General features: G+C 69.5%; 26 protein-coding genes and 1 tRNA gene. 13 read left to right on the top strand and 14 right to left on the bottom strand.

Annotated features, from left to right (window positions below):
• Positions 1-59: 59 nt before the first annotated feature.
• On the bottom strand, positions 60-923 hold the full coding sequence (locus SYV04_RS40015) for a hypothetical protein (protein ID WP_321551352.1): 864 nt from the start codon (positions 921-923) through the stop codon (positions 60-62).
• Positions 924-1,114: 191 nt separating this feature from the next.
• Between SYV04_RS40015 and SYV04_RS40010 the strand changes: the two genes are divergently transcribed.
• Complete coding sequence (locus SYV04_RS40010) at positions 1,115-1,681, top strand: Uma2 family endonuclease (protein WP_321551351.1); 567 nt, start codon at positions 1,115-1,117, stop codon at positions 1,679-1,681.
• Between the two features lie 13 nt (positions 1,682-1,694).
• Here the strand turns inward: SYV04_RS40010 and SYV04_RS40005 are convergent, their stop codons facing one another.
• From SYV04_RS40005 to SYV04_RS39985, 5 genes are all read right to left on the bottom strand, one after another.
• On the bottom strand, positions 1,695-2,690 hold the full coding sequence (locus SYV04_RS40005) for a UDP-glucuronic acid decarboxylase family protein (RefSeq protein ID WP_321551431.1): 996 nt from the start codon (positions 2,688-2,690) through the stop codon (positions 1,695-1,697).
• A gap of 112 nt (positions 2,691-2,802) precedes the next feature.
• Positions 2,803-3,930 carry a CgeB family protein gene (locus SYV04_RS40000; RefSeq protein ID WP_321551350.1) on the bottom strand — a complete coding sequence of 376 codons (1,128 nt, stop codon included), beginning with the start codon at positions 3,928-3,930 and terminating at the stop codon, positions 2,803-2,805.
• Entirely contained in the window at positions 3,927-4,853 is a 927-nt protein-coding gene (locus SYV04_RS39995) for a DUF4202 family protein (protein ID WP_321551349.1), read from the bottom strand. Before SYV04_RS39995 ends, SYV04_RS40000 begins: the two co-directional genes overlap by 4 nt.
• 172 nt (positions 4,854-5,025) lie before the next feature.
• Positions 5,026-5,289, bottom strand: a complete 264-nt coding sequence (locus SYV04_RS39990) for a histidine kinase dimerization/phospho-acceptor domain-containing protein (protein ID WP_321551348.1) — start codon at positions 5,287-5,289, stop codon at positions 5,026-5,028.
• 177 nt (positions 5,290-5,466) lie between these two features.
• Positions 5,467-6,102, bottom strand: a complete 636-nt coding sequence (locus SYV04_RS39985) for a helix-turn-helix transcriptional regulator (protein WP_321551347.1) — start codon at positions 6,100-6,102, stop codon at positions 5,467-5,469.
• 537 nt (positions 6,103-6,639) lie between these two features.
• Here SYV04_RS39985 and SYV04_RS39980 point away from each other — a divergent pair.
• Genes SYV04_RS39980 through SYV04_RS39970 form a run of 3 tightly spaced genes read left to right on the top strand, consistent with a single transcriptional unit; the run spans position 6,640 to position 9,582 of the window.
• Entirely contained in the window at positions 6,640-7,779 is a 1,140-nt protein-coding gene (locus SYV04_RS39980; RefSeq protein ID WP_321551346.1) for a CgeB family protein, read from the top strand.
• Between the two features lie 51 nt (positions 7,780-7,830).
• Positions 7,831-9,129, top strand: coding sequence for a UDP-glucose dehydrogenase family protein (locus SYV04_RS39975; protein ID WP_321551345.1), 1,299 nt, complete (start codon positions 7,831-7,833; stop codon positions 9,127-9,129).
• Between the two features lie 15 nt (positions 9,130-9,144).
• Positions 9,145-9,582, top strand: coding sequence for a peroxiredoxin (locus tag SYV04_RS39970; protein ID WP_321551344.1), 438 nt, complete (start codon positions 9,145-9,147; stop codon positions 9,580-9,582).
• A gap of 59 nt (positions 9,583-9,641) precedes the next feature.
• On the opposite strand, the gene SYV04_RS39965 is transcribed toward SYV04_RS39970, so the two are convergent.
• From SYV04_RS39965 to SYV04_RS39945, 5 genes are all read right to left on the bottom strand, one after another.
• Positions 9,642-10,373 (bottom strand): DUF1223 domain-containing protein, encoded by a 732-nt coding sequence (locus tag SYV04_RS39965; protein ID WP_321551343.1) that lies wholly within the window; start codon positions 10,371-10,373, stop codon positions 9,642-9,644.
• A 46-nt stretch (positions 10,374-10,419) separates the two neighbouring features.
• Entirely contained in the window at positions 10,420-11,208 is a 789-nt protein-coding gene (locus SYV04_RS39960; protein WP_321551342.1) for an NrsF family protein, read from the bottom strand.
• Positions 11,205-11,810, bottom strand: a complete 606-nt coding sequence (locus SYV04_RS39955; RefSeq protein ID WP_321551341.1) for an RNA polymerase sigma factor — start codon at positions 11,808-11,810, stop codon at positions 11,205-11,207. The genes SYV04_RS39960 and SYV04_RS39955 overlap by 4 nt, the downstream gene beginning before the upstream one ends.
• An 82-nt stretch (positions 11,811-11,892) precedes the next feature.
• The gene (locus SYV04_RS39950; protein WP_321551340.1) at positions 11,893-12,897 is read right to left on the bottom strand and encodes an acyl-CoA desaturase; all 1,005 of its coding nucleotides are present in this window, start codon (positions 12,895-12,897) and stop codon (positions 11,893-11,895) included.
• Positions 12,898-12,979: 82 nt separating this feature from the next.
• Positions 12,980-14,362: a TPR end-of-group domain-containing protein gene (locus SYV04_RS39945; protein ID WP_321551339.1), complete on the bottom strand. Its 1,383-nt coding sequence runs from the start codon at positions 14,360-14,362 to the stop codon at positions 12,980-12,982.
• A gap of 92 nt (positions 14,363-14,454) precedes the next feature.
• Between SYV04_RS39945 and dusB the strand changes: the two genes are divergently transcribed.
• The gene (dusB, locus tag SYV04_RS39940) at positions 14,455-15,468 is read left to right on the top strand and encodes a tRNA dihydrouridine synthase DusB (RefSeq protein ID WP_321551338.1); all 1,014 of its coding nucleotides are present in this window, start codon (positions 14,455-14,457) and stop codon (positions 15,466-15,468) included.
• On the opposite strand, the gene SYV04_RS39935 is transcribed toward dusB, so the two are convergent.
• On the bottom strand, positions 15,447-16,742 hold the full coding sequence (locus SYV04_RS39935; protein WP_321551337.1) for a glycoside hydrolase family 1 protein: 1,296 nt from the start codon (positions 16,740-16,742) through the stop codon (positions 15,447-15,449). The two genes, dusB and SYV04_RS39935, sit on opposite strands and share 22 nt — an antisense overlap.
• 296 nt (positions 16,743-17,038) lie before the next feature.
• Between SYV04_RS39935 and SYV04_RS39930 the strand changes: the two genes are divergently transcribed.
• The 5 genes from SYV04_RS39930 to pyk all read left to right on the top strand — a co-directional run bounded on the left by SYV04_RS39930 (position 17,039) and on the right by pyk (position 21,772).
• Positions 17,039-17,200, top strand: a complete 162-nt coding sequence (locus tag SYV04_RS39930; RefSeq protein ID WP_321551336.1) for a hypothetical protein — start codon at positions 17,039-17,041, stop codon at positions 17,198-17,200.
• Positions 17,201-17,296: 96 nt separating this feature from the next.
• Positions 17,297-18,757 (top strand): NFACT RNA binding domain-containing protein, encoded by a 1,461-nt coding sequence (locus SYV04_RS39925; RefSeq protein WP_321551335.1) that lies wholly within the window; start codon positions 17,297-17,299, stop codon positions 18,755-18,757.
• Positions 18,754-19,311, top strand: a complete 558-nt coding sequence (locus tag SYV04_RS39920) for a YkgJ family cysteine cluster protein (protein ID WP_321551334.1) — start codon at positions 18,754-18,756, stop codon at positions 19,309-19,311. Before SYV04_RS39925 ends, SYV04_RS39920 begins: the two co-directional genes overlap by 4 nt.
• A 78-nt stretch (positions 19,312-19,389) precedes the next feature.
• Positions 19,390-20,232 (top strand): hypothetical protein, encoded by an 843-nt coding sequence (locus SYV04_RS39915; RefSeq protein WP_321551333.1) that lies wholly within the window; start codon positions 19,390-19,392, stop codon positions 20,230-20,232.
• Between the two features lie 100 nt (positions 20,233-20,332).
• Positions 20,333-21,772: a pyruvate kinase gene (gene pyk, locus SYV04_RS39910; protein WP_321551332.1), complete on the top strand. Its 1,440-nt coding sequence runs from the start codon at positions 20,333-20,335 to the stop codon at positions 21,770-21,772.
• Between the two features lie 58 nt (positions 21,773-21,830).
• Here the strand turns inward: pyk and SYV04_RS39905 are convergent, their stop codons facing one another.
• Together SYV04_RS39905 and SYV04_RS39900 are read right to left on the bottom strand one after the other, a co-directional pair.
• Positions 21,831-22,193, bottom strand: a complete 363-nt coding sequence (locus SYV04_RS39905) for a hypothetical protein (RefSeq protein WP_321551331.1) — start codon at positions 22,191-22,193, stop codon at positions 21,831-21,833.
• Between the two features lie 34 nt (positions 22,194-22,227).
• The gene (locus SYV04_RS39900; RefSeq protein WP_321551330.1) at positions 22,228-23,655 is read right to left on the bottom strand and encodes a GAF and HD-GYP domain-containing protein; all 1,428 of its coding nucleotides are present in this window, start codon (positions 23,653-23,655) and stop codon (positions 22,228-22,230) included.
• 256 nt (positions 23,656-23,911) lie between these two features.
• Here SYV04_RS39900 and rpe point away from each other — a divergent pair, with 256 nt between their 5' ends.
• The 3 genes from rpe (at position 23,912) to SYV04_RS39885 (ending at position 25,215) form a co-directional block, all read left to right on the top strand.
• Complete coding sequence (rpe, locus tag SYV04_RS39895) at positions 23,912-24,571, top strand: ribulose-phosphate 3-epimerase (RefSeq protein WP_321551329.1); 660 nt, start codon at positions 23,912-23,914, stop codon at positions 24,569-24,571.
• Positions 24,572-24,738: 167 nt separating this feature from the next.
• Positions 24,739-24,815, top strand: a tRNA-Pro gene (locus tag SYV04_RS39890).
• Between the two features lie 169 nt (positions 24,816-24,984).
• Positions 24,985-25,215 (top strand): addiction module protein, encoded by a 231-nt coding sequence (locus SYV04_RS39885; protein ID WP_321551328.1) that lies wholly within the window; start codon positions 24,985-24,987, stop codon positions 25,213-25,215.
• Positions 25,216-25,250 lie beyond the last annotated feature (35 nt).

The raw sequence follows: 25,250 nt of genomic DNA, 5'->3' as shown, positions 1-25,250 counted from the left end.
AAGGGGTCCGCCTCGCCCGAGCGGTAGCGCTCGAGCGAGGCTGGGCCTTCAGTAGAGGCTCAGGGGCAGCCGGAGCTGACCTGGAGCGCGTCGTAGGCCATCCACCCGTTGCGCTTGGTGCCGGTGGCGGCGATGACGTAGCCGTAGATGAACTTCATGGTCCCCGACTGCTGGCGGTAGCGGCCGACGCTGTCCTGGACCCAGAGCGGGATGTCGATGGACGGGGCGCCATTGTCGGTGGGCACGTCCAGGCGCTGGAACTTGGTGCCGGCGGGGAAGTGGTCCACCGCGGGGCCTCCGAGGGCGAAGCCCGGCACGTTGAAGGTGAGGTTGGCGGAGCGCAGGCCGTTGGCGCGCACCAGCGGCAGGTAGTCGCCCGCGCGCTCATGGGTCGCCTGGCTGTCGTAGACCACCTTCTTGAGCTCGAGGGTGGTGTCGTGCGAGTTGCGCACGGAGTAGCAACCCAGCTTGGCCAGGCCCGCGCCCAGCGCCGAGACGTGGCCGACCTTCTGCTCGAAGGACGTGCGCCCGAGGATGGCGGAGATCGGCAGCCACCCGGCGCTCGAGTTGGAGGTGGACACCGCGAAGGCATGGAGCTCGCCGGCGAAGGTGCGCGTCTGCCCGTAGTTGAAGGCGGAGCTGGTGCGGGTGTTGGTGCCCATCACGGTGCCGTTGCCGTCGCGGATGAGGACGCCCGTTACCAGGCCCCAGTTGTCATCGGCGGGATCGTTGGTGGGGACGCGATTGCCGCCAGATGCCTGAAGCTTGCAGTTGTAGGGGCTCTCGAGACAGTAGGAGCCGTTCACGCCCGCGTAGGCGGCCTGCTCTCGGGTCGAGAGCGCCTCATCTGCTTCAGGCAGCTCGCCTCCGCACGCGGTGGACACGAGGGCAGCGACGCACGCCTTGAAAATGTGGTTTTTCATGTATTCTTGGATAGCAAGAAAATCATGAATTGCCAATGGTATCCCGGGAAGGTGCTCCTGCGACCTACAGAGTAGCGCCACCGAGAGAGGATGTCAGAGGTAGGGTGCATGCTGGGCGTATGAGCGAGCATGTCCAAGGGCGGGTAGAGGGGCCGGTTGCGGTGACACAGGCGGGGCTGCATCCTGAGCGGATGAGCGACAGGCCGCCACGGCGTGAGGCCACATACGAAGATCTGGAGGCGGTTCCCTCCAACTTCGTGGGGGAGATCGTCGGGGGCGAGCTCTATGTGAGTCCCCGACCGAGGCCCCGGCATGCCCGAGCGGCCTTCCGACTGAGCGGAGCGCTGCGGCCGTTCGACCGGAATCTGGAGGGGGAGGGCCCTGGCGGCTGGGTGCTCCTGTTCGAGCCCGAACTGCACCTGAGTGGCGAGGCGCTGGTGCCAGACCTGGCCGGGTGGCGGCGCGAACGCCTGCCGGAGCTGCCCGATACCGCCGCGATGACGCTGGCACCCGATTGGGTCTGTGAGGTGCTATCGCCCTCCACGGAGGCGTTGGATCGCGTCCAGAAGATGGCTTCGTACGCACGCGAGGGCGTGAAGCACCTGTGGCTGGTGGACCCACGGCCTCATGTGCTGGAGGTGTACCGCCTGGAGGATGGCCAGTGGACTCGGACCGGCGCGCACCTGGGCGACGTCACGGTGCAGGCCGAGCCGTTCGCCCAGCTCGCCCTGGAACTGGGCGCGCTCTGGGAGCGCTGACCCTCGGTAACGCCTACATGAGCAGCGGGCCCTGCTCCGTGCTCTCGTACCCGGCTGGAGCGCTGATGCCGAGCACCTTGCGGAAGTACGCGAGCGTCTCCGCGAGTCCCTCCTCCAGGGACACCTGGGGCTCCCAGCCCAGCAACAGCCGGGCACGGGAGATGTCCGGGCGGCGCTGCTTGGGGTCCTCCCGGGGCAGCGGCTGGAAGACGATGCGGCCTCCACCTCCCGCCGCGGTGCGCACCGCCTCGGCGAGCTGGAGGATGGTCATCTCGCGCGGGTTGCCCAGGTTCACCGGCACGAGGACGTCCGAGAGGGCCAGCCGCACCAGCCCATCGATGAGGTCCCGCACGTAGCAGAACGAGCGCGTCTGCGAGCCATCGCCGAACACGGTGAAGTCCTCGCCGCGCAGCGCCTGGCCGATGAAGGCGGGCACCACGCGGCCGTCCACCAGCCGCATCTTCGGCCCATAGGTATTGAAGATGCGGGCGATGCGGGTGCGCACCCCGTGCGCGCGGTGGTAGGCCATGACGAGGGCCTCGCCGTAGCGCTTGGCCTCGTCGTAGCAGGCGCGCGGGCCGATGGGGTTCACGTTTCCCCAATAGTCCTCTCGCTGCGGATGTACGAGCGGATCTCCGTACACCTCCGATGTGGAGGCCTGGAGGAACACGGCGCCCTTCTCGCGCGCCAGCCGCAGCCCGTTCTCCGTGCCCAGCGCGCCCACGCGCAGCGTCTCGATGGGCAACTGGGAATAGTTGATGGGCGAGGCGGGCGAGGCCAGGTTGAACACGTAGTCCACCGGCCCCAGCAGGCGGATGGGCTCGGTGATGTCGTGGCGCACGGGGAGGATGTTGCCCAGCTCGGACAGGCGGGTGACGTTGCTTTCGTCACCGGTGATGCCGTTGTCGAGGCTGATGACCTCTTCGGCGCCATCGCGCAGCAGTCGCTCACACAGGTGAGAGCCGAGGAAGCCCGTTCCCCCGAGGACCACGATGCGCTTGCCGTTCATGTCACTCATGCCCACAAGCTTTGGCGGGAGGGCCTGGAACGAAAGAGGCGAGGGACTCCGGAGCCGCGCGACGGTTCTTCTCTCGACACGTCCCCGACCGCCAGCGTTGGGTTCAGGTCCTTGCGCTGAAGGCGCCCGCCTGTGGGGAGGGGGGCTCGGGGCGCCGGGGCGGACGGGTGTAGGGGGAGTGAGCGGCCTCCAGCAGCCGGACCAGCTCCTCGGCGCGGTGATCCGATGTGTGCTCGGTGAGGGCCCGCTCCCGGGCGGCCCGGCCGATGCGCATCAGCTGCTCCGCTGGCAGGGAGATGGCCTCGAGGGCCTCTTCCGTGCTGCGGGCCACGAGGATTTCTTCGCCGATGCGGAAGAACGTCCCCAGGCCCTCCCAGCTGTCGCTGAGCACGGGGGTACCGCACGCGGCCGATTCGAAGAGGCGCCCCGAGGGGCAGTAGCCCAGCTCCGCCATGGGGCCGCGCGTCACGTTCAGCGTGAGCAGCGAGGAGCTGTAGAAGGCCGGGTGCTCGGTGGGGGGCAGGTGCTGGACGAGGAAGAGGTTGGGCGGCCAGGCGAAGTCCGTCGGGTAGCGCTCTCCTCCGAGGACGAAGCGCCGCCGGGGGAGCCGCCGCGCGGGCTCCAGGAAGAAGCGCTCCAGCGCCTCCTCGTGAGGGCCCAGGTACGAGAAGTCCGACCAGTAGACCTGCTTGGGCGGCACCGGATAGTACATGCCCGGGTCCACGCTCCCGTAGAGGGGCGCCACGTGGCGCGCGCCCAGCACTTCCCGCAACGCCGTGAGCGAACGGCCTCCCGTGTAGCTCAGCACCAGGTCGAAGGCGCCCAGCCCGTTCGGAAGCAGGTACTCCACACGCTCGCCTCGCTGGACGCGCTCCAGGGTGTGGGGCGTGTCCAGGTCATAGAAGCAGCGGACCGGCACGTTCGAGTCCAGCACCAGCCGCGAGGCGGCCACGCCATCCGGGCAGTAGGACGTCACCAGCCCCACGTCCGCGCCCGCCAGCTCCCGACGGGCGCGGGGCAACACCTCCTGCCACGAGGAGTAGAGCACCAGCTCTCCACCCTGCGGCAGCTCCGTCAGGTCCCGGCGCGGGGAGTAGAAGGGCAGGTCCTGCTCGAAGAAGACGACCCGGTAGCCCTTCGCCACCAGCGCGGAGATGAGCCCACGCCAGAGCGTGGCGTGGCCGTTGCTCCACGAAGAGCTGACCGTGAGACCGAAGATGACGAGCTTCATGCGACGCCCTCCTGAAAGGGCGAGCGCAGCTCCTGCAACTGGTCGTCGAGCAGGAGCCGCACCTCCGGCGCCAGGCGCATCCACTCCAGCCGCGCGTGGTGCTGGGGACGGAGGCGGGCGAGCGTATAGGCCACCTTGCGGCGGGTGTGCTCGGGGGTGAAGTAGCGGGCGAAGCCCGAGGCGTTGAGCGAGAAGAAGGAGAGGGCGTCCGCGTCGTTGAGCAGCGCCAGCCCCTCATCCTCGCCGGGCCGCTCGTGGCGGGTGACGAGCCAGCGCACCCGCTCGCGCGTGGCCGCGTCCACCGCCATCTCCGAGAGCAGCGCGCGCGTCAGCTCCGCGCCGCGCTCGGCGTGGGCGTCCTTGAAGGCCTGGTAGTCGGTGGCGTGATGCTCCACCCGGAAGTCGGGCTCCGAGAGCAGCCGCTCCACGTCATGGAAGAGCGCCGCCACCTGCACGCTCAGCTCCGCCCCCGGCTCCAGCCGCAGCACCCACTGCCACGCGTCCAGCGCGTGCAGGTAGTCGGAGCGGACCAGGGGCTTGCGCATGTCGTGCAGCTCCCGGTGCTTCTTGAGGATGCGCTCGAACAACGGCGTCGAGGAGGCCCGGTTGCGCCGGCCCACCAGCGCCTGGTAGCGCGTGAGGATCTCCAGCGCCGCCATGGCGAGCTCCGCCCCCCGCGCGCCCTCCAGGTGCAGCGCGAGCACCGGCGCCCCTTCCGCCGAGAAGACGCGCGGATCCCACGTAAGGGGATCGAAGTCCGGCGAGCGCCACTCCTCGACATCCAGGCGCACCACCTCGGCGCCCTCATCGGAGGCCGGCGGCAACACCGCCACCGTGGGGAACTCCGTCGAGAGGAGCGTCCAGGCCTCCCACGCGCCCGGACGCACGGCATCAAGCTCGGTGACCCACAGCTGGCGCAGCATCCTGCCTCCCAGGGCCGCCCGCCGGCTGAACCCCCGCCCATGCTGGGGATAGAGCCCCGGTGCCACCACTGGCGGTCCGGGCAGGACTTCCGTGGACCAGCGTACAGAGCGGGCAGGTGCCGAGCCCCCGCCTCGCGAGGTGAAGGGCTCGGCCCGCGTGTGGGGCTCTCGCTCAGGTGAGCTCGGACGCTTGGACTTCCAGGAAGGTCTGGACCATGCGGCTCATCCGCTCCACCGAGTGGATGAGGGATTGCGCCGCGTCGATCTCTGTCGGGTCGCCTTGCGTGTCCTGGAGCTGCCTCAACAACCCCTCGGCCGACAGCCGCAGGGCCGTGAGCGGGTAGCGCAACTCGGAGGCGACGCGCTCCGCGGTGTCCACAACGGTCGTCGCTTCCTCGAGGAGGTGCATCGCACCTCCCGTGGTGATCGTTCCCATGGTCTTCCACCCCCCCAGCACGGAGGCGTCGGCGAGACGCTCCCGTGCATTGGATGTGTCACATTGCCGTGACTTCGACATCTTCAACCGAAACGCGCTCCGAGGAGATCGCTCTCCAGGGCATGTCGTCCCACCTGCGACACGGTCCCGTGGGGCGGGCGCGCTCCGGAGGCGCTCTCAGGCGAGGCGGGGCTGGGGCAAGGGAGGCGGAGTCGGCTGGCTGCGGTGGGGAGGCCGCATCCCGGCCCGGCAGGCGAGGACCGCCAGCTCCGTGCGGTTCTCCGCGCTGAAGAGCGAGAGCAGGGCGGAGACGTGCGCCTTCACGGCCCGCTCGGAGATGCCCAGGTGGGCGGCGATCTTCAGGTTGTCCGAGCCGGTGGAGAGGTAGCCCAGCACCTCGCGTTGCCGGGGCGTCAGGGTGGACCAGCGCTGGCGCTGGGGCTCCTGGGCCTGAAGCGTGCCAGGCTCGGCGTTCGCCTGGGCCAGCTGCGCCACCGCCATGAGCATCTGCGGATCGACTCCGAGCACCCCGCGCTCCGGAGTGGCGGCGTCACCGTCGCTGTTGGCCGCCGCGCTCGGCAGCGTCGCTCCCAGAATCATGGCCGTGCAGCCAGGCGCGTGGCGGCGCACCTCCAGCAGCAGGGAGAAGGGCGCCTCCGAGCGATGCTCCATGTCGATGAGCACCAGCCGCGTCACCACGCTGCGCAGGTCTCGCACCAGCTCCGCCCCCGAGTCGTACTCGGTGATGTGCTGAAGCCCTTGGGACTGCAGGAAACGGACGATGCCTTCTCGAAACGGCTTTCGGTCCGACAAAATCGCAATGCTTGGCTCTCGCACGGTGGGGCCCTCGGGTAAGGCCCCTCAATACTGCAAGCAGTGTTCCCCAATGAACAGAGGGGAAGAATCCTCTTGAGTACACGCAAACTTTGCGCTCGCCCATCTGAGGCCGCAAATCTTGCGTCATGGGGGCTGCGGCGCCTCCGCGAGCCCTGGCCACCGACCTGACACGTTGTGAGCGTGACGGACGACCTTGGAGCCCGTCAATCGCCCCGCGGGGCCAGGGCAGGTGGGGTGTCGAGTCCCTGAAAGCCCTGGAGTCTCAAGCACTTGCTCACTGGCGGCTGATCGCCCTGTACGCCGGCCGGACATGGGCTGGGAGGGCTTCCGGCCCCATGCACGCCTGCCTAGGTTCGGCCACGACCAAGCGAGTCGCGATGCGCGCAACGGGGCCGGGTGCTGTCGCCGGCTCCGTCGCCTCTCCTTTTCCCAGGGGGGGCGAAGGGCTCACGCGTGGCGTCATTTTCCCCGCGCCTCCGGGAAACCGGCGGCCCTGCTCGAGGGACCCGTCTCATGAGAGTCGTCCTCTTCTGTCATTCGCTGCTGTCGGACTGGAACCACGGCAACGCCCACTTCCTGCGGGGTGTCGTCACGGAACTCTGCGCGCGGGGGCATGAGGTCCGTGTCTACGAGCCCGGGGATGCCTGGAGCATGCGCAACCTCCTGGCCGAGCCCCGGGCGAAGGAGGCGCTGGACGCGGTGCGCTTCACCTACCCGCGCGTGCGCCCGCTCCGGTACGACCCGCGCACGCTCCACCTGGAGGGCGCCGTCGAGGGCGCCGACCTGGTCATCGTCCACGAGTGGTGTACGCCGGAGCTGGTCCAGCGCCTGGGCCAGTTGCGCGCACAGGGCGGCCGCTTCCGGCTCCTGTTCCATGACACCCACCACCGCAGCGTCACCGCGCCGCACGAGCTGGCCAGCTACGACCTGAACCCCTACGACGGCGTGCTCGCCTTCGGAGAGGTCATCCGCCAGCTCTACGTCTCCAAGGGCTGGGCGCGCCGCGCCTGGACGTGGCACGAGGCGGCCGACACGCGTGTCTTCCGCCCCATGCCGGGCACCGAGCGGAGTGAGGACCTCGTCTGGATTGGCAACTGGGGAGACGACGAGCGCACCGCCGAGCTGCATGAATACCTCCTGAAGCCGGTGGAGGCGCTGAAGCTGAAGGCCACGGTTTACGGCGTGCGCTACCCGGAGTCGGCGCGCGAGGCGCTGGCGGAGGCGGGCATCTCCTACACGGGCTGGCTGCCCAACCACGAGGCGCCCGAGGCCTTCGCCCGAGCGAAGGTGACGGTGCATGTGCCACGCAGGCCCTATGTCCGGGCGCTGCCGGGCATCCCCACCATCCGCCCCTTCGAGGCGCTGGCGTGCGGCATCCCCCTGGTGAGCGCGCCCTGGTGGGACGCGGAGGGCCTCTTCCGGCCAGGAATGGACTTCCTCGTCGCCCGCACGGGCGAGGAGATGAAGCGCATGCTCGCGGAGCTGCTCGCGGACGAGGCCATGCGCCGCGAGTTCGCCCTGCGGGGCCTGCGCACGGTGCTGGCGCGCCACACCTGCGCCCACCGCGTGGAGGAGCTCCTCATCATCTGCCGCGAGCTGGGCCTGGAGACCCGGCCGGCGCAGCCGATGACTCAGGAGCGGGTCACCGCCTGAGCAAGGGCGGCGCAACACTTTCGACACCGACGTGAAAGGGACTGGCACGCCATGAAGATCGCAGTCGTGGGTACAGGGTATGTGGGCCTGGTGGCAGGCACCTGCCTCGCCGAGTCTGGCAATGACGTCACCTGCGTGGACGTGGACGAGGGCAAGGTCCGCGCGCTCCAGGCCGGCGTGTGCCCCATCTATGAGCCGGGGCTGGAGGAGCTGCTGCACCGCAACATGAAGGCGCTGCGGCTGCACTTCACCACGAGCCTCTCGGCCGCGGTGGAGTCGGCGCAGGTGGTGTTCATCGCCGTGGGCACGCCGCAGGGCGAGAGTGGGGACGCGGACCTGAGCTACGTGCTGGACGCGGCCGAGGGCATCGGCCGGGCGCTGCGCCAGTACACGGTGGTGGTGGACAAGAGCACCGTGCCGGTGGGCACGGCGGACAAGGTGCGGGAAGTCATTGCCCAGGTGACGAAGGTGGAGTTCGACGTCGTCTCCAACCCCGAGTTCCTCAAGGAGGGCGCGGCGCTGGAGGACTTCCTCAAGCCGGACCGGGTGGTGATTGGCACCAGCTCCGAGCGGGCGCGGCGCATCATGGGGCAGCTCTACGCGCCGTTCGTGCGCACGGAGAACCCCATCCTCTATATGGATGCGCGCTCGGCGGAGATGACGAAGTACGCGGCCAACGCGATGCTGGCCACGCGCATCTCCTTCATGAACGACATCGCCGCGCTCTGCGAGAAGGTGGGCGCGGACGTGGACTTCGTGCGCAAGGGCATGGGCTCGGACCGGCGCATCGGCCACCCGTTCCTGCACCCGGGCGTGGGCTACGGCGGCTCGTGCTTCCCCAAGGACGTGAAGGCGCTGATGGCCACGGGGCGGGAGAACGGCGTGGAGCTGGACCTGCTGCGCGCCGTGGAGCACACCAACCAGCGGCAGAAGCGCTGCCTGTTGGCGAAGGCGGTGCGGCACTTCGGGGAGCTGTCGGACAAGACGTTCGCGGTGTGGGGGCTGGCCTTCAAGCCGAAGACGGACGACATGCGCGAGGCGCCCTCGGTGGAGCTCATCGAGGGGCTGCTGGGCAAGGGCGCCCGGGTGCAGTGCCATGACCCGGTGGCCACGCAGGCAGCGCAGCGCTACTTCGGCAACCGCGTGCGGTACGCGCCCTCCGGGTACGCGGCGGCGGAAGGGGCCGACGCGCTCTTCCTGGTGACGGAGTGGAACGAGTTCCGGCGCCCGGACTTCCAGCGGCTCAAGGGCCTGATGAAGAACCCGGTCATCTTCGATGGCCGCAATATCTTCGACCCGACACAGATGCGGGAGGAAGGCTTCACCTATTACGGCATCGGCCGTCCCTGAGTTAGAAAGCGCCCCATGCTCAAGCCTGGAGACATGGCCCCGAACTTCACGGTGAAGGACCACACCGGTCGGACGCACACGCTGTCCGAGTACCGGGGCAAGACCGTGATTCTCTGGTTCTACCCGAAGGCGGACACCCCGGGCTGCACGGCCGAGGGGTGCGGCTTCCGCGACCACAAGCCGAAGTACCAGGAGAAGTCCGCGGAGATCCTCGGCATCAGCTTCGACACGGCCGAGGAGAACAAGGCCTTCGCCGAGAAGTTCGGGTTCAACTTCCCCCTGCTGTGCGACACCGAGCGCACGGTGGGGATGGCCTACGGCGCTTGTGACGACGCCAAGGCGCCCAACGCGCGCCGGGTGGGGGTCATCGTCGGCCCGGACGGGCTGGTGAAGGCGTACTACCCGAAGGTGGACGCGCGCGCCTTCCCCCAGCAGGCGCTCTCGGAGGTCTGACCCGCTTTCAGGGACGGCGGGGCGTGTCCGGGCAGGACCCGGGTGCGCCTCCGCCCCCTTCAGCGCTGCGCCAGCTCCACCGCCGCCGCGCCGCGCACCGCGCCGCCGGGCGCCTGTAGCACCACCACCGCGCGCAGCTTCTCCCGCTTCCAGCCCGGCGCGAGCTTCAGCCGTGCCTCGGAGACGAAGCTGCCCTCCGCCGCCTTGGGCGCGGGCAGGCTCGCCAGGGTGCGCACCACCGCCGCGTGTACCAGCTTCCGCCCGGCGTTCTCCCCCCGCTTCACCTCCGAGGAGAGCCCGTCCTCGGCCAGCGCCGCCCACAGCTCCAGGCCCTCGGCGGGGGCCGTCTCCGTTCGCACGCGCACCACCACCGCGCTGCCCTCCACGCGCGCGGTGAGGTTCAGGGGAACCTTGGGGCGCTTGGCGGCGGCGGCGGCCTGGGCGCGGGCCTCCTCCTCGTTGCCGACGAAGGTGCGCTCGCCGTCCACCACCATTTGCGGGGTGTAGACGCGGTTCTCGTCCCCATCGAGCACGTAGCGGCGCTGGCGGGCGCCGTACTCGGGCGCGGCGTAGGGGTCCTTCCACCCGAGGGAGTCCCAGTAGTCCACGTGGAACCCAAGCGCGATGAGCTCGGCGCCCTCCACGGGCTGCTTCTGGGCCAGCCGCGCCAGGGAGTCATCCGCGGAGGGACAGCTCGAGCAGCCCTCGGAGGTGAACAGCTCCACCAGGACAGGGGTGCGCGGCGTGGCGGCGGTGAGGAGCATGGGCAGGGCGAGGAGGACGGCGTGCATACCCGGTGGTACGCCGCTCCGCGCGCGCCGGTTACACGCGGGCCTTTCAGGGGGCGTAGCTGCGCGTGGGCAGCCACGCGCGAAGCAGCAGCGCCACCCCGGCCAGCACCAGCCACGGCAGCACATGGCCGAGCGCCAGGTGCGAGGCGGTGCCGTCCGAGCAGTGCAGGTGCAGGACGAAGAGGCTCACTCCGGCCGCGGACAGCCCGGCGGCCACGGCGCGCACGGGCTGGAAGGCGGTGCGGCACAGCAGCACCAGGGTGATGAGCAGGGGAGGCACCGACAAGAGCACCTCCGTCTTCATGCACCCAATCACACCCGCGAGGAAGCCGCGCAGCCCTGGCTGACCCGAGCCTCCGACGATCTGGACGATGGCCACGGCCACGGCGACCGCGCCGATGAACAGCCAGGGCGTCCGCCGGCCCGAGGGAGACACGGCGATGAACGCGCCGCCGCCCACCAGCGCGAGCAGGAGCAAGGCGATGCCGGCCACCACCATCGGAGGGGCCATGTTGGCCACCAGCCCCACGCGGCCCAGCCCGAACACGCCGCCCACCATCACCACGGCATACACCGCCAGCAGCACGAGCAGCTCGCGCCACCACGGCGTGGGGAGGGGCTTGGCGGCCAACTCCTGGAGGGCCTGGGTGCGCGCCGCCTCGAGCTTCGGGGCCGAGACCGCGGGCGCCGGCGGGGCGGCGACCGGCAGGGCCTCGAGCGCGCCGAAGCCCGCGGTGAGGGCGCGGCAGTCCGGGCACGAGGCGGCATGCGCGGCCAGCTCGGGCGGCAGCGGGCCTCCCAGGGCATCCATCACGCGTTCGCACTCGGGGCTCATGAGCTCGTTTCCTCTCGCAGGCCCGCGAGCAGCTCGCGCAGCCGCGCATAGCCCCGGTGGGCGCGCACCTTCACCGCTGACTCCGTCAGGCCCATGGACTCGGCGATCTCCGCGAAGCTCATGCCCTCGAAGCGGTGGAGGACGATGGGGACGCGCTGGCCCTCGGGCAGCATCTCCAGGGCGCGCTGCACCGTGCGCTCCAGGCCCGTGTCCCGGGGGCCGGGCGAGTCGGCGGCGACGGTGGCGGGCAGCTCTCCCTCCTCGGTGAGCTCCTCCGGGCGCTTGTTGCGGCGCTGGTTGTCGCGGGCGGCGTTGGTGGCGATGGCGTACAGCCACGGCTTCACCCGGGCGCCCGGCTGGAAGCGCCCACGGGCGCGCACCAGGGACAGGAAGGTGAGCTGCACCAGGTCCTCGGCCGCCGAGGGGCTTCCCGTGAGCCGCGTCAGGTAGCCGTGGACCGGGCGCGAATAGCGCTGGAACAGCGCGTCGAACGCTCCCGCCTCTCCCTGGCAGAACCTGGCCATCAACTCCTCGTCGGACTCCTCGGCGCCGCTGCGCGCCGAGGCCTGTCCTGTACGCGGGAGGCCGGCTTCAGGTTTCACGAAAGAAGGTGACACAGGCCCGCGCACTCTACCCCGGCGCCTGGGCGACCGGGGGAGTGACGTGCGGGCCGCCCTGCCTGCCCTACTGCCGCTTGAGCATCGGCTGGGGAGCCGGCGCCGAGGTGGGCAGGTGGTCGGCCGCGGCGGCCAGGGCCTCGCGCACCTTGCCCTCCGCCGCCTTCTTCTGCGCCGCCATCGCACCCCAGAAGGCCGTGGGGGCGTTGAGCGCCGCGCGGTCCTCGGCCGAGTACTTCTTGAAGGAGTACTTCACCGAATCGGACGGGGTGCGCAAGTCACTGACAATGCGCATCCACGAGAGCGCCTTGAGCGAGTAGTAGCTGAAGTCCACCTCCCACCAGAACCAGCCCTGGTTGGCGGTGTTCTGGTGGTAGTGGTGGTTGTTGTGCCACCCCTCGCCCAGGGTGATGAGCGCCAGCAGCCAGTTGTTCTTGCTGGTGTCGGTCGTCTTGTAGCGGCGCTTGCCGAAGATGTGGCTCAGCGAGTTGATGGTGAAGGTGCCGTGCCACAGCACGGTGGTGCTCACGAAGAAGCCCCACACCAGCATCGAGAAGCCGCCGATGAAGTACAGCGCCACGGCCAGGGCGATGGGCGGCAGCAGGTGGAAGCGGTTGAGGAAGCGCAGCTCCGGGAAGCGCGCGAAGTCCTTGATGGACTCGAAGCGGGTGGCCTCGTACTTGGGGCACATGATCCACCCCATGTGGCTCCACCAGAAGCCCTTCTGGATGGGCGAGTGGATGTCCTTCTCGGAGTCCGACTCGCGGTGGTGGTGCCGGTGGTTGGCCGCCCACCACAGCACGCCCTTCTGCGTGGCGGTGGTGCCCACGAAGGCCAGGATGAACTGGAAGACGCGGTTCGTCTTATAGGCCCGGTGGCTGAAGTAGCGGTGGTAGCCCGCGGTGATGCCCCACATGCGCACCACGTACAGCGCCAGGCACACCAGCACGTCCACCGGCTTGGCCCCCACGTAGAACACGAAGAGGCACATCAGGTGCATCGCGATGAAGGGGATGGAGCTGACCCAGTTGATCTTCTCGTCGGAAACCTGGAGGGGGGAGTCGGTTTGCAAGCGGAGCCTCGGCAGGGTGTTGAGCGGGCGGGAAAGTGCTCAGCCTCACCCCGCATCAACACCCCCCTTTGTCATGGCTCTGTCAGGAGGATGCAGATTGCCGCAGTGCGGCCAGCCAGGCCTCGAACCCCGGGTGCCCGTGCAGCGGCGCCAGATCCTCGTCCGAGGCGGCATAGGCCGCGTCGCGGAAGCCCAGCTCGCTGGCGCGGTGCAGCATGCGCACCGCGTCAGAGGTGTTGTGTGCGCGAGCGAATGCACACGCCGCGTCATAGGCGATGGTGGGGTTGGGCGCGTGGGCGAGCGCCTCTTCTCCCATGGCCGCCGCCTCCGAGTACGCGCCCCGGATGAAGAGCACGCGCTCGGCGCAGGAGAAGGCCGCCGCCGGGTCCACCCCCGGGAGCTTGAGCGCCTGGGGCGTCCTGCCCGAGCGGATGAGGCAGCCAGCGTACTCGTGCATCACCGTGCGATCCCCGCTGTCGCGCCAGGCCTTCTCCCACAGGGGCAGGGCGCGCGGCTCGTCGCCGATCAGCGAGAAGGCCGCGCCCAGGGCGTGGGCCTCCACGGACTGGCCCTGCACCTGGGAGAAGTGGTCCAGCGCCGGCCGGCCCTGGCCCTCCTTGAGGGCCACCCACCCCAGAAGATAGTGGGCGCGGCTGGCCAGCTCCGGGGTGAGCGCCTCGCCCGCGTCGAGCACGGAGGCGGCCCGGACCCGCGCCTCCCGGGTCTCTCCCTGGGAGAGCGCCAGCTCGGCCTGCTCGAGCGCATTCACCAGGGGCGCCTGCTCCAGGCCCACCTGCTTGCCACCGCCGCGCAGCGCCTCGGTGAGGGTGCGCGCCGCCTGGAATCCGAACATGGCGAAGAACAGGGTGAGCATGGGCGCGCGCTGCTGGAGCCCCCAGGCCACCAGGGCCACGCAGGTGAGCAGCGCCACGGCCTGGGACACCACGAAGCCGCGGTGTCCGAAGAACTTCACCGCCAGCACGCTGGAGATGCGCCCTCCATCCAGCGGCAGCACGGGCAGCATGTTGAAGCCGGCCCAGAAGAAGTTGGCGATGGCGCCCACCATCAAGAAGTACTGGAGCGCCTCCGACTCGGGCTGGAGGAAGCGGAGGCTCGCCCAGCACGCCACCCCCAGCATCAGCCCGAAGAGGGGGCCGGCCAGGGTCAGCAGCACGTCCCGGTGCCAGGGGATGGGGCCGGGGGCATTGGGGTGGGTATGCCCGCCCATCCAGGCCAGGGTGATGCTCGGCTGGTAGCCGTACACCCGACTGACCAGGGCATGGCCCAGCTCATGGATGAGCACGGACACGAAGACGATGAGCACCCACGACAGCACATAGAAGGCGGCCGAGCCGGTGATGCCGGGCCGGGTCTCGGGCATGAAAGAGAAGGCGAGCACCGCCGAGGTGAGCAGATGGCTGGCCTGGACCTCGACGGGAATCGTCCCGAGGCGAAAGCGGAACATGGGCTACCACCTTAACCGTTAGGGTGTGACCGTGCAGGCTGTTGCTAGGCACCTGCACACCGTTTGGCAATCCGCTAGTTTCCCTGCCCCCCATGTTGCAGATCGGCCCCTATAGCCTCCCCAACCCCTACATTCTCGCGCCCATGGCGGGGGTGAGCGAGCGCCCCTTCCGGGTCATCGCCTTTCGGATGGGCGCGGCGCTGTGCCCCACGGAGCTGGTGAGCTCGCAGGGGTTGATGCGCGCCAACCAGCGCACGCTGAAGTACCTGCGCTTCGACTCCAAGGTGGAGCGCCCCTACTCGCTGCAGATTTTTGGAGGCGAGCCGGAGGCCATGGCGCGCGCGGCGGTGATGGGCAAGGAGTACGGCGCGCAGATCATCGACATCAACATGGGCTGCCCGGTGAAGAAGGTGACGAAGAACGGGGCCGGCAGCGCCCTGCTGTGCGAGCCGCTGCGCGCCGCGGACATCGTCCGGCAAATCGTCATCGCCACGGGGCTGCCTGTTACCTGCAAGATTCGCTCGGGCTGGGACCGTCAGAACCTGAACTACCTGCAGCTCGCGGGCACGTTGTTCGAGGCGGGCTGCGCGGCGCTGGCCATCCACCCGCGCACGCGGGACCAGGGTTACTCGGGGCACGCGGACTGGAACGTCATCGCCGACCTCAAGCGCCACTTCCCGGACCGGGTCATCATCGGCAATGGGGACGTGAAGACGCCCGCGGACGCCCGGCGGATGCAGGAGTCCACCGGCTGTGACTTCGTGATGATTGGCCGGGCGGCGCTGGGCAACCCGTGGATCTTCCGCGAGCTGGCCGGAGGCGAGCCGCCCACGCCCGAGGAGCGCTGCGCGGGGGTACTGGAGCACTTCCGCGCGCACGTGGACTTCGTGGGCGACGTGCTGGGCGCGGTGCGCTCGTTCCGCAAGCACATGGCCTGGTACGCGCACGGCCTGCGCGGTGCCGCTACCTTCCGCGCGGAGGTCAACGCGCTGGATACGCCCGAGGCGGTGGAGGAGGCCGTGCGGCGCTTCTTCGCCTCCGCCCTCGTGGACCTGTCGGCTCCCGAGGAGGAGCAGGACGTGGACTACCGGGCCGCGCTGGGCTGAACCAGCTTTCGGCCCTGCGCCACCTCGCGGAAGTACGCGCAGGCGGGGGTGGGGCGGCGCTCCAGCGTCTCGAAGTCGACGTGGTAGAGCCCGAAGCGGGGCCCCCAGCCCTCCAGCCACTCGAAGTTGTCCAGCAGGCTCCAATAGAGGTAGCCGCGCACGTCCACGCCCTGCGCCCGGGCGGCGAGTACCTGCTCCAGGTGCCGGTGGATGTAGTGGGGCCGGCGCGCGCCGTCGCGGTCGTCGATGCCGTTCTCCGTCACCCACACGGGCAGCCCGTAGCGCTTCACCTCGCGGAGGATGTCTCCGAAGCCCTCGGGGTAGTCCTCCCAGCCGATGTCGGTGAGGCCGCGGCCGAGCTTGTCGCGGAACTTGAACTCGATGAACGGGGGGCGGGGGATGAAGCGCAGGTGGGCGCGGGAGTAGTAGTTGACGCCGATGAACTCGCACGAGCCCTTCGCCTGGGGAATGTCCACCCGGGTGGAGGCCACGCCCGGCATCGTCACCCGGAGCTTTCCGGTGACGAGCGCCTCATGGAAGGCGTGGTTGTAGGCGTGGCCGCCCAGCCGGACCAGGGCGCGGTCCAGCGGGTGCCACCACCGGTCCGGCGCGAAGCAGAGCATGTTCTGGGAAATTCCCAGCTCCACCTTCCCGAGCACCGCCTGCAGCTCCTCGCGCGCGGCCACGTGCGCCCGCACCATGTTCTCCAGGGCCGCCATCGTCTTCGGCCCGTCGGCGATGCCCGGCGGCAGCAGGCCCTGCAGATAGCCGCCCAGCAGCACCACCATGGGCTCGTTGAGGGTGATGAGCAGCGCGTCCAGGTCCTTCAGCAGCGGCGCGCACACGCGGGAATAAGCGCGAAAGGCTTCCACGCTGGACGGCAGGTGCCACGGCGTCTCCCGGTGGAACCACGTGGGGTGGGTGAAGTGGTGCAGCGTCACCACGGGGCGCAGGCCGCGGGCCTTCATCCGCAAGAGCCGCTCGCGGTAGGCCTCGAGCGCCGCGCCATCGAAGCGGCCCCGCTCCGGCTCGATGCGCGCCCACTCCAGCGAGATGCGGAAGGCGCGCGCCCCCGCCTCCAGCGCGAGCCCATAGTCCTCTTCGTAACGGTTCCAGTGGTCCACCGCGCGGCCGCAGCGCACGTGCGGCTCCTTCAGCTTCCCGGCGCGCTCCCACTCGGCCCAGTCGTTCTCGATTCCGCCCTCCACCTGGTACGCGGAGGTGGCCACTCCAAAGGTGAAGTCCTCGGGAAACGTCTTCTCGTCGGCACTCATGGTCGGGCGCGCACCCTAGTCCGGAGCCGAATTCTCGGCCCGCGCGGCGAAGCGCGTCCGGAGCCGATTTTTCGGCCTCGGCGAGGGCTCGGCTGCTCGCCGCTGGCCCGACTTTGGGGCCGCTGAATGCGCGGAGGCCGAAAAATCGGCCCTCGCCACGCACTGCAATACGTCACCATGCGTTGACACACACGCAAGTCGCCTCTACCATTAGTTCCAAGCACTCGATCACGAAGTGCGAGTGCAGGGCCCCACCCCCCTTGGGTGTGGGCAACCAACTCAACGGAGGGTTTTGCATGGCCGCCAAGAAGAAGACCGCGAAGACCGCGAAGACCACGAAGAAGTCCGCCGCCCCGAAGAAGAAGACGGCGGCGAAGAAGGGCGGGGCTGCCAAGAAGGCCACGCGCAAGACTGCCTCCCGCAAGAAGGCGGCTGCGACCCCGGCCCCCACGGCCTGAAGCGGTCTCCACGGGCGTTAGACTCCATTAGACTCCCGTGAACGGCTCGGCGGACTCCGCCGAGCCGTTTTCATTTTTCCAGAGGGGAGGGGCCTCATGTCGCTGCGGCCCACGGAGCTGGAGCAGGTGGTGGTGGAGGTGGGGGAGCGCCTCAAGGGCGCGGTGGTGCAGAAGGCGTGGTGCCCGCTGCCGCGCCTGGCGTACGTGGAGATGCGCATTCCCGGACGCTCCTTCTTCCTGTGCCTGTGCGCGGAAGGAGAGCTCTCGCGGCTCTCGGTGGCCGCTGATCGCTTCCCCACGCCGGGAGAGCCCGCGCCCTTTCAGCGGTGGCTGCGCCAGGAGCTCACGGGCTTCAAGCTGCGCGGCGCGCGCTGGCGCGAGGCCGAGCGCGTGGTGGAGCTCGACTTCCATCAAGAGGAGGAGGGCACGCGGCGGCTGGTGCTGGAGCTGTCGTCACCGGGCGGGCTGGTGCTGCTGAGCGAGAGCGGGCGGGTGCTGATGCTCTCGGGCGAGGGACTGGGCCAGCGTCGGGGGCTGTACCCGGGAGCGCAGTGGACGCCACCGGAGCCCCTCGCGCCCGAGGCGCTGGAGAAGGCGCGCCAGTCCTCCTCGCGCCTGGCACCCGTGCCGGGAGACTTCGCCCCCTATGCGGAGGCCGCCGAGCGGCTGCTGGGAGAGCGGGACCGCAAGAGCCGCGCGGAGACGATTCGTCGGCGCCTGGCGCAGCCCTATCGGGCGCGGCTCAAGCGCTCGGGGCGGACACTGGAGAAGGTGCGGGCCGAAGCGGCGCGAGGACCGGAGGCGGAGGAGCACCGCCGGCTGGGCGAGCTGCTCACGCAGAACATGCACCGCCTGCGCCGGGGCGCCACGGAGGTGACGCTCACCGCCTATACGGAGGCGGGCGTGGAGGACGTGAAGGTGACGCTGGACCCGAAGCGCTCGCCGAAGGAGGAGGTGGACTGGCGCTTCCACCAGTACAAGCGGCTGACGCGAGGCGTGGAGCAGGCGCGCCGGCGCGAGGCGGAGCTGGCCCGCGAGGTGGCGCACGCGCAGTCAGCGCTGGAGCAGTTGGAGCGAATGGACGAGGCGGCGCTGCTGGCCCAGGCGGAGGTGCTCCACATCCCGGCGGGAGAGGAGGGGCCGCAGGAGGGCCGTCCTTATAAGGAGTACGTGGGGCACGGGGGCCAGCGCATCTGGGTGGGGCGGGGCTCGGAGGACAATGACGCGCTGACCTTCAAGGTGGCGCGGCCCTACCACCTGTGGCTGCACGCGAGGGGGCAGCCGGGCAGCCACGTGGTGGTGCCGCTGGGCAAGGGCATGGAGGTGGCGCAGGAGGTGTTGCTGGATGCCGCGCACCTGGCGCTCCACCACTCGGGAGCCAAGGGAGAGCCGCGGGGCGAGGTGAGCTACGTGCCGGTGAAGTTCGTCCGCAAGGTGAAGGGAGCCTCGCCCGGCCAGGTGCTCTACAGCCGCGAGAAGACGTTCATGGTGCGCCTGGAGCCCGAGCGGCTCGAGCGCCTGCTGAAGACGCGCCACGCGGAGCCGCAGCTCGGATGAAGCCGCCGCAGAGCCCGGCCTGTGCGCGCTGCCCGAAGCTGTTGGGCAAGTCCTGCTGCGAGCCGCGAGGCACCGAGTCGCTGGCGATGGTGACGCGCTCGGACGTGGAGCGCATCGCCGCGCATACGTGGCTCGCCCCGCGCCGCTTCATCCGGGAGGTGGGCGTCTCCGAGGAGGAGGCAGCGGACTTCGAGGCCCGCTGGCCGCTCTACCGGGGCTACTTCCGCCGCGGGCCGGTGCAGTTGACGCTGCTGGCGAAGGAAGGGGCCTGCGTCTTCTATGAGCGCGAGCGTGGCTGCATGCTCCCCGCGGACGTGCGCCCGATAGCCTGCCGGCTCTACCCTTTCGAGCGGTGGGCGGATGGGAGCTGGAGCCTGGCGGTCGGCCGCTATGGGGACCTCCAGGCGGCGCGCGAGGAGGGCAGCGCATGCCTCGCGGTGGAGGAGGCCGAGTCCATGGAGCAAGTGCTAGTGGCTTTTGGTACGACGCGCGAGGTGGTGGAGGCGCTGGGAGCGCAGCTGGCGGAGGAGGCGCGGAACCATGGCCGCGGTTGACGGCACGACGGAGAGGAGGCGGGCGATGTCGACCGGCCTTGAGTCCGTGGGGGTGCCGGGTACGATGCTGGGCGAGTGATGCCTGAGTACCCCCGCCAGATGTCCCTCTTCACCCTGTCCGGCAGCCCGGCGCCGCAGGTGCAGCCCGTGCCTGGGGCTGTACCGGTGCCCGTGCCGATGCAGCCACCGGTGCGCAACCGGTTGGTGGAGGAAGCGCCGCGCGTCGTCAGCGATACGCGCGACGAGCTGTTCTCCCGGGCCGAGTCGCTGGCGTGGCGACTGTCGGCGGACCTGGGCATGCCGGTGCGTTTGGCGGTGACGGACAACCGCTCGACGATGGTGTCCTTTCGCCGGGGCGCCAACGTGCTGCAGCTGCGGCTGCACCACATGTTCCTGGACGCGCCCGAGCCAGTAGTGCGCGCGGTGGCGGACTACGCCGGCCGGGGCCACAGGGGAGCGGGCGGCCTCCTGGACGACTACATCCGGGGCCAGCAGCCGCGCATCCGCCAGTTCCGTCGGGAGACGGACGCGGATCTCAACCCGCAGGGGCGTTGCTTCGATTTGCAGGCCCTCTTCGAGGCGGTCAACCGCACCTACTTCCAGGACGGCATCCAGGCGCGCATTGGCTGGGGGCGCATGCCGCCGCGGCGTCGGCGCAAGTCCATCCGCCTGGGCGTCTACGACCACCAGACGCGCGAGATTCGCATCCACCCGGCGCTGGACCGGCCCGAGGTGCCTGCCTTCTTCGTGGAGTTCATCGTCTTCCACGAGATGCTGCACCAGCTCTTCCCCAGCACGGGGCGGGGCGGGCGGCGGGTTCACCACCCGCGAGCGTTCCGGGACCGAGAGAAGGCCTTCCCGCACTACGCTGCCGCACTGCGCTGGGAGCGGGAGAACCTGGGCGTGTTGTTGAGAGGTTGAAGCCTCTGCGGCCTGGCAGCCCTTTTACCGTTTTACCGAGCGAAGGGCCTGCGTTGCGTGCTTGACCGCGCGCGAGGGGCCCCCCATCCTCCCTGCCCCTATGCGACGAGCAAAGATTGTCTGCACCCTGGGCCCTGCCAGCCAGAGCCAGGAGATGCTGGAGGCGCTGCTGGACGCGGGCATGGATGTGGCCCGGTTGAACTTCTCCCACGGCAGCCACGAGCAGCACGCGGAGAACATCGCCAAGCTGCGCGCGGCCTCGATGAAGGTGCGCAAGGCGGTGGGCATCCTCGGGGACCTGCAGGGCCCGAAGATCCGCACCGGCCGCTTCATCACCGGAAGCACGGAGCTGAAGGAGGGCGCCACGTTCTCCATCACCACCGATGAGAGCGTGAAGGGCAACGACGACATCGTCTCCACCACGTACCCGCACCTGGCGGCGGACGTGAACCCGGGCGACCGCATCCTCCTGGATGACGGTCTGCTCGAGCTCAAGGTCATCGAGACGGACAAGAAGCAGCTGTTGCGCACGCAGGTGGTGGTGGGCGGCGTACTGAAGAACAACAAGGGCATCAACCTGCCGGGCGTGGCGGTGCGGGCCGACGCGCTGACGCCGAAGGACCGCGAGGACCTGGTCTTCGGCATCAAGGCGGGCGTGGACTTCCTGGCGCTGTCGTTCGTGCGGCAGCCGGCGGACATCGAGATGGCGCGGCAGGCGATGGCGGAGGTGGGCCGGCAGGTGCCCATCATCGCCAAGCTGGAGAAGCCGGAGGCCATCGCGCGGCTGGACGCCATCCTGGACAAGACGGACGGGGTGATGGTGGCGCGCGGTGACCTGGGCGTGGAGATTCCGCCCGAGGAGGTGCCGGCGGTGCAGAAGGACATCGTCCGCCGGGCCAACGCGCGCGGCCTGCCGGTCATCGTGGCGACGCAGATGCTCAACTCGATGATCGACAACCCGCGGCCCACGCGCGCGGAGGCCAGCGACGTGGCCAACGCGGTGTTCGATGGGGCGGACGCGGTGATGCTGTCGGGCGAGACGGCCAGCGGCAAGTACCCGATCGAGTCGGTGCAGATGATGGACCGCATCGTGCTGGCGGCCGAGTCGGCGGGGCGGGTGCAGAACCTGGGGCGGATCATCGACGCGCCGCTGGGGCTGCCGGCGCACTTCCCGGACGTGATTGCCCGGGTGGCGTGCCAGGCGGCGGCGGCGAGCGGAGCCTCGCTCATCGCGGCGTTCACGCTGTCGGGCGTGACGGCGCGGCTGCTGGCGCACTACCGGCCGCCGGTTCCGATTGTCGCGTTCAGCCCGAACCAGGAAGTGCGCCGCCGGCTGGCGCTCCTGTGGGGCGTGGTGCCGCGGGTGCTGGAGCCCATCCAGGACACGGAGGCGATGGTGCGCCGCGTGGAGGAGGAGCTCCTGGCGCGTGGGCTGGCCCGGGCGGGCGATCGCATCGTCATCGTCTACGGCGCGCCGGTGGGGCAGCCGGGCAAGATCAACAGCCTGCGGCTGCACACCATCCAGGGCGGAGCTTCGTAGCGCGGAAGTAAAGAAGCCCCTCCACACCACCCGGTGGGAGGGGCTTCTGCTTTGCGGGCTAGGGCCCGGCGTTGAAGAAGAGCGTGTCGAACCGGCCGGTGCTGCTCCAGGTTCTCTGATCGAAGAAGACGCGATCGAAGACGGGCAGCACGCCCACGGTCCCGCCATCCGGCAGCAGCGCCACATGCGGGGAGTAGCTGGTCATGGCCACCACCCGGGCCCAGCGGAAGGCGCCGCTCATCGTGTACTTCGCGACGAAGGAGTGGCCGTTGACGGGCGGGTGGAGCAGGCCGCCGCCGAGCTCGGTGGCCTGGGTCTGGTGGGCGCTGAGCACGAGGGTACCCCCTTCCGCGTCGAGCCTCGGGGCCAGCAGGTGCTTCAGGTGCTGGAACCCGCCGTCGGCGCCGTTCGGGCGCAGCACGCCGAGGATGAGGATGCGGCGAAGCCGGAACGCCTTACTTCACGGAGCCCAGGGCCTTCCGGGGGATCTCCGCCTCGATGAACACGGTGAGCAGCTCGCGGTCGAGCTGTCCGCCCTTGGCCTCCTTGTTGAGGATGTCGAGGGCGAGCGTGTGGGGTACGGCCTTCTTGTAGGGCCGATCGGAGGCGGTGAGCGCGTCGTAGATGTCCGAGATGGCCATCATCTTCGACTGCACGGGGATGGTCTTCTCGGGGATGGCGCGGGGGTAGCCGGTGCCATCGAGCTTCTCGTGGTGGGCGTAGGCGATCTCCGGCACGCGGCGCAGGGCGCGCGTCCAGGGGATCTGCGAGAGGAAGCGGTAGGTGTGCTCGACGTGGCTCTCGATCTCCTTGCGCTCCTCGGTGGAGAGGGTGCCACGGGGGATGGACAGCGAGCGGATCTCTCCGTCGAGCAGCAGTGGCTGGGACTGCTCGCGCGAGTCGGTATAGGTGAGCTTGCGCAGCTCGGTGAGGCGCTCGAAGCCGCCCTGGGCGAGCACGGTGGGGCGGTTGCAGGTGAGGAGGAAGTCGAACACTTCATCCAGGCGCTTGAGGTCCTCGGCGAGCCGCTCATCCTCCTCGCCGTCGATCTCGGCGAGGGCCTTGTCGCCGCGTACCTTCACGGCGGCGAGGCGGCGGCGGTAGCTCTGGAGCTGCAGATCCTTGCGCGCGATCTGGAAGCGGGCGCGCAGCATCTCCAGCTCATGGGGGTAGAGCTTCTCGGCCTTGACGAGCACGGCCTCGCGCACGCCGACCTTGCCGAAGTCATGGAGCAGCGAGGCGTAGCGCAGCTCCTGCAACTCCACGGCGGAGAAGCGGGTGTTGGCGTAGGAGCCGTTCTCCAGGTGCTCGAGGGTCTGAGCGAGCGACACGGTGAGGTCGGCCACGCGGCCGGAGTGACCGGCGGTGGACGGGTCGCGCGCTTCGATGGCGACGACGGAGGCGGAGACGAAGCCCTCGAAGAGACGGTTGATCTCCTCGTGGAGCAGGGCGTTCTCGATGGCGCCAGCGGCCTGGGCGCCCAGAGCGAGCAGCAGCTCCTCGTCCTCGGCGTCGAAGCTGCGGCCGCCGCGCTTGTTGAGGGCCTGGATGACGCCGGTGACTTCACCATTGGCATCGCGCATGGGGACGCAGAGGATGGTCTGCGTGCGGTAGCCGCTGGAGATGTCGAAGGAGCGGTTGAAACGCTCGTCGGAGTAGGCATCCGGGATGTTGATGACGGCGCCGGTGGCGGCGACCTGGCCGGCGATGCCGCTGCCGACGGGCAGGCGGATCTCGTTCTTGGAGCCCTGAGCGACCTTGCTCCACAGCTCATTGCGCTCGCGGTCGAGGATGAAGAGCGAGCAGCGGTCAGCCTCGACGACCTTGGAGGCCTCATAGATGATGAGAGGCAGGAGCAGGTCGAGATCGCGCTCGGCGCTCATCGCCTTGGTCACGTCGAGAATGGACGTGAGCTTTTGAAGACGGCGGGTCAGAGCGTTTTCGTCGGACGAGAAAAGCACCGGTGAGCGACTCCGGGTGACGGCGTGGGTTGGGTCGGCACGCATGTTGTAGCACGACGCGTGAGGGTCCGGCCTGCCTGGCCGCCCACCATACTGGATAGCGGGGTGTCCACCGGCGTGCATGCAGGGAATGTCCGGTACCGTTGGAAACCCGGAGCGGTTAAGAAGCGGACCCGCCATGAACCGTCCCGTTCGCGTCTCTCCGTCGCTGTTGTCCTGTGATTTCGGCCGTCTGGCGGAGGAAGTGCGCGCCGTGGAGGCGGCGGGGGCGGACTGGGTTCACGTGGATGTCATGGATGGCCGGTTCGTGCCGAACATCACGATCGGGCCGGTGGTGGTGGAGGCCATCAAGCGGTCGGCGACCCGGCCGCTGGACGTGCATCTGATGATCGTGGAGCCGGAGCGGTACGTGGAGGCGTTCGCGAAGGCGGGAGCGGACATCCTGACGGTTCACGTGGAGGCGAGCCCTCACCTGCACCGGACGTTGCAGCAGATCCGCCAGGCGGGCGCGCGGCCGGCGGTGGTGCTGAACCCCTCGACGCCAGTGTCCGCGGTGGAGGACGTGTTGGGGGAGGTGGAGATGGTGCTGTTGATGAGTGTGAACCCGGGGTTTGGGGGGCAGAGCTTCATCGAGTCGACGGTGGACAAGGTGCGGCGGCTGAGGGCGATGATGGACGCTCGGGGGTTGAACACGGACATCGAGGTGGACGGGGGCATCAACGCGGAGACGGCGCGGCGGGTGGTGGAGGCGGGGGCGACGGTGCTGGTGGCGGGCTCGTACGTGTTTGGCTCGAAGGACTACGCGCAGGCGATCCGTTCGCTGAGGCCGGAGGGGTAGGAAAGGCGACCGGGGCGGCGAGCCCCCGGGTGGAGCGGAGGCCTGCTGGCGTTTGGGAGGTAGGAGGAACGAAAAGGGGTGCTTGAGACGTTGACTCAGCCGGGCGGGTCGGGTACATCCGCCGCACTCTGTCGGCCCGAGGAAGCACCCCGGCAGAGGACAGGTAACGGGGAGTGGCTCAGCCTGGTAGAGCACTTGGTTCGGGACCAAGGGGTCGCAGGTTCAAATCCTGTCTCCCCGACCATTCGAAAGCCCTGGGGTTTCGCGGACTTCCGCAGAAACTCCAGGGCTTTTGTTTTTCCCCGACGCCCTTCAGCCGCAAACCCGCGGCAAGCGGAGAGGGCTCGATTCTGGCAGCCCTCCGGGCCGGGCGTTCGTTGCCGGTGGATGGGGCGGGGCTTAAACTCTGCCCGATGGCGACCAAGGAAGACCTCCTCTCGGATGTGCTGCGGCTTCCCCCAGAGGAGCGCGCCGAGGTTGCCCACAAGCTTCTGCTCAGCTTGGAGGTTGAGGACGAGGACCCGGAGGCCCAGGTCGAGTGGTCTGCGGAACTGGAGCGCCGGGCTCGTGAAGTGCTCAACGGGAGCGTGAAGACGGTTTCCTGGGAGCAGGTCGAGGAGCGCATCAGTGCCCGGCTCGGCTAGGCCAGCGCGTTGGCCTGGGAGCCAAATTCTTCGCT

The organism is Hyalangium ruber, from assembly GCF_034259325.1.
In the GTDB taxonomy this organism is placed as follows: domain Bacteria; phylum Myxococcota; class Myxococcia; order Myxococcales; family Myxococcaceae; genus Hyalangium_A; species Hyalangium_A rubrum.
The sequence above is the reverse complement of the archived record's forward strand: the minus strand, read 5'-3'. Positions and strand labels throughout refer to the sequence as shown.

Coding starts and splice junctions, on each gene's coding strand:
- SYV04_RS40015 (WP_321551352.1), bottom strand. CDS start 923: ATGAAAAACCACATTTTCAAGGCGTGCGTCGCTGCCCTCGTGTCCACC.
- SYV04_RS40010 (WP_321551351.1), top strand. CDS start 1,115: ATGAGCGACAGGCCGCCACGGCGTGAGGCCACATACGAAGATCTGGAG.
- SYV04_RS40005 (WP_321551431.1), bottom strand. CDS start 2,690: ATGAACGGCAAGCGCATCGTGGTCCTCGGGGGAACGGGCTTCCTCGGC.
- SYV04_RS40000 (WP_321551350.1), bottom strand. CDS start 3,930: ATGAAGCTCGTCATCTTCGGTCTCACGGTCAGCTCTTCGTGGAGCAAC.
- SYV04_RS39995 (WP_321551349.1), bottom strand. CDS start 4,853: ATGCTGCGCCAGCTGTGGGTCACCGAGCTTGATGCCGTGCGTCCGGGC.
- SYV04_RS39990 (WP_321551348.1), bottom strand. CDS start 5,289: ATGGGAACGATCACCACGGGAGGTGCGATGCACCTCCTCGAGGAAGCG.
- SYV04_RS39980 (WP_321551346.1), top strand. CDS start 6,640: ATGAGAGTCGTCCTCTTCTGTCATTCGCTGCTGTCGGACTGGAACCAC.
- SYV04_RS39975 (WP_321551345.1), top strand. CDS start 7,831: ATGAAGATCGCAGTCGTGGGTACAGGGTATGTGGGCCTGGTGGCAGGC.
- SYV04_RS39970 (WP_321551344.1), top strand. CDS start 9,145: ATGCTCAAGCCTGGAGACATGGCCCCGAACTTCACGGTGAAGGACCAC.
- SYV04_RS39965 (WP_321551343.1), bottom strand. CDS start 10,373: ATGCACGCCGTCCTCCTCGCCCTGCCCATGCTCCTCACCGCCGCCACG.
- SYV04_RS39960 (WP_321551342.1), bottom strand. CDS start 11,208: ATGAGCCCCGAGTGCGAACGCGTGATGGATGCCCTGGGAGGCCCGCTG.
- SYV04_RS39945 (WP_321551339.1), bottom strand. CDS start 14,362: ATGTTCCGCTTTCGCCTCGGGACGATTCCCGTCGAGGTCCAGGCCAGC.
- dusB (WP_321551338.1), top strand. CDS start 14,455: ATGTTGCAGATCGGCCCCTATAGCCTCCCCAACCCCTACATTCTCGCG.
- SYV04_RS39935 (WP_321551337.1), bottom strand. CDS start 16,742: ATGAGTGCCGACGAGAAGACGTTTCCCGAGGACTTCACCTTTGGAGTG.
- SYV04_RS39930 (WP_321551336.1), top strand. CDS start 17,039: ATGGCCGCCAAGAAGAAGACCGCGAAGACCGCGAAGACCACGAAGAAG.
- SYV04_RS39925 (WP_321551335.1), top strand. CDS start 17,297: ATGTCGCTGCGGCCCACGGAGCTGGAGCAGGTGGTGGTGGAGGTGGGG.
- SYV04_RS39920 (WP_321551334.1), top strand. CDS start 18,754: ATGAAGCCGCCGCAGAGCCCGGCCTGTGCGCGCTGCCCGAAGCTGTTG.
- SYV04_RS39915 (WP_321551333.1), top strand. CDS start 19,390: ATGCCTGAGTACCCCCGCCAGATGTCCCTCTTCACCCTGTCCGGCAGC.
- pyk (WP_321551332.1), top strand. CDS start 20,333: ATGCGACGAGCAAAGATTGTCTGCACCCTGGGCCCTGCCAGCCAGAGC.
- SYV04_RS39900 (WP_321551330.1), bottom strand. CDS start 23,655: ATGAGCGCCGAGCGCGATCTCGACCTGCTCCTGCCTCTCATCATCTAT.
- rpe (WP_321551329.1), top strand. CDS start 23,912: ATGAACCGTCCCGTTCGCGTCTCTCCGTCGCTGTTGTCCTGTGATTTC.
- SYV04_RS39885 (WP_321551328.1), top strand. CDS start 24,985: ATGGCGACCAAGGAAGACCTCCTCTCGGATGTGCTGCGGCTTCCCCCA.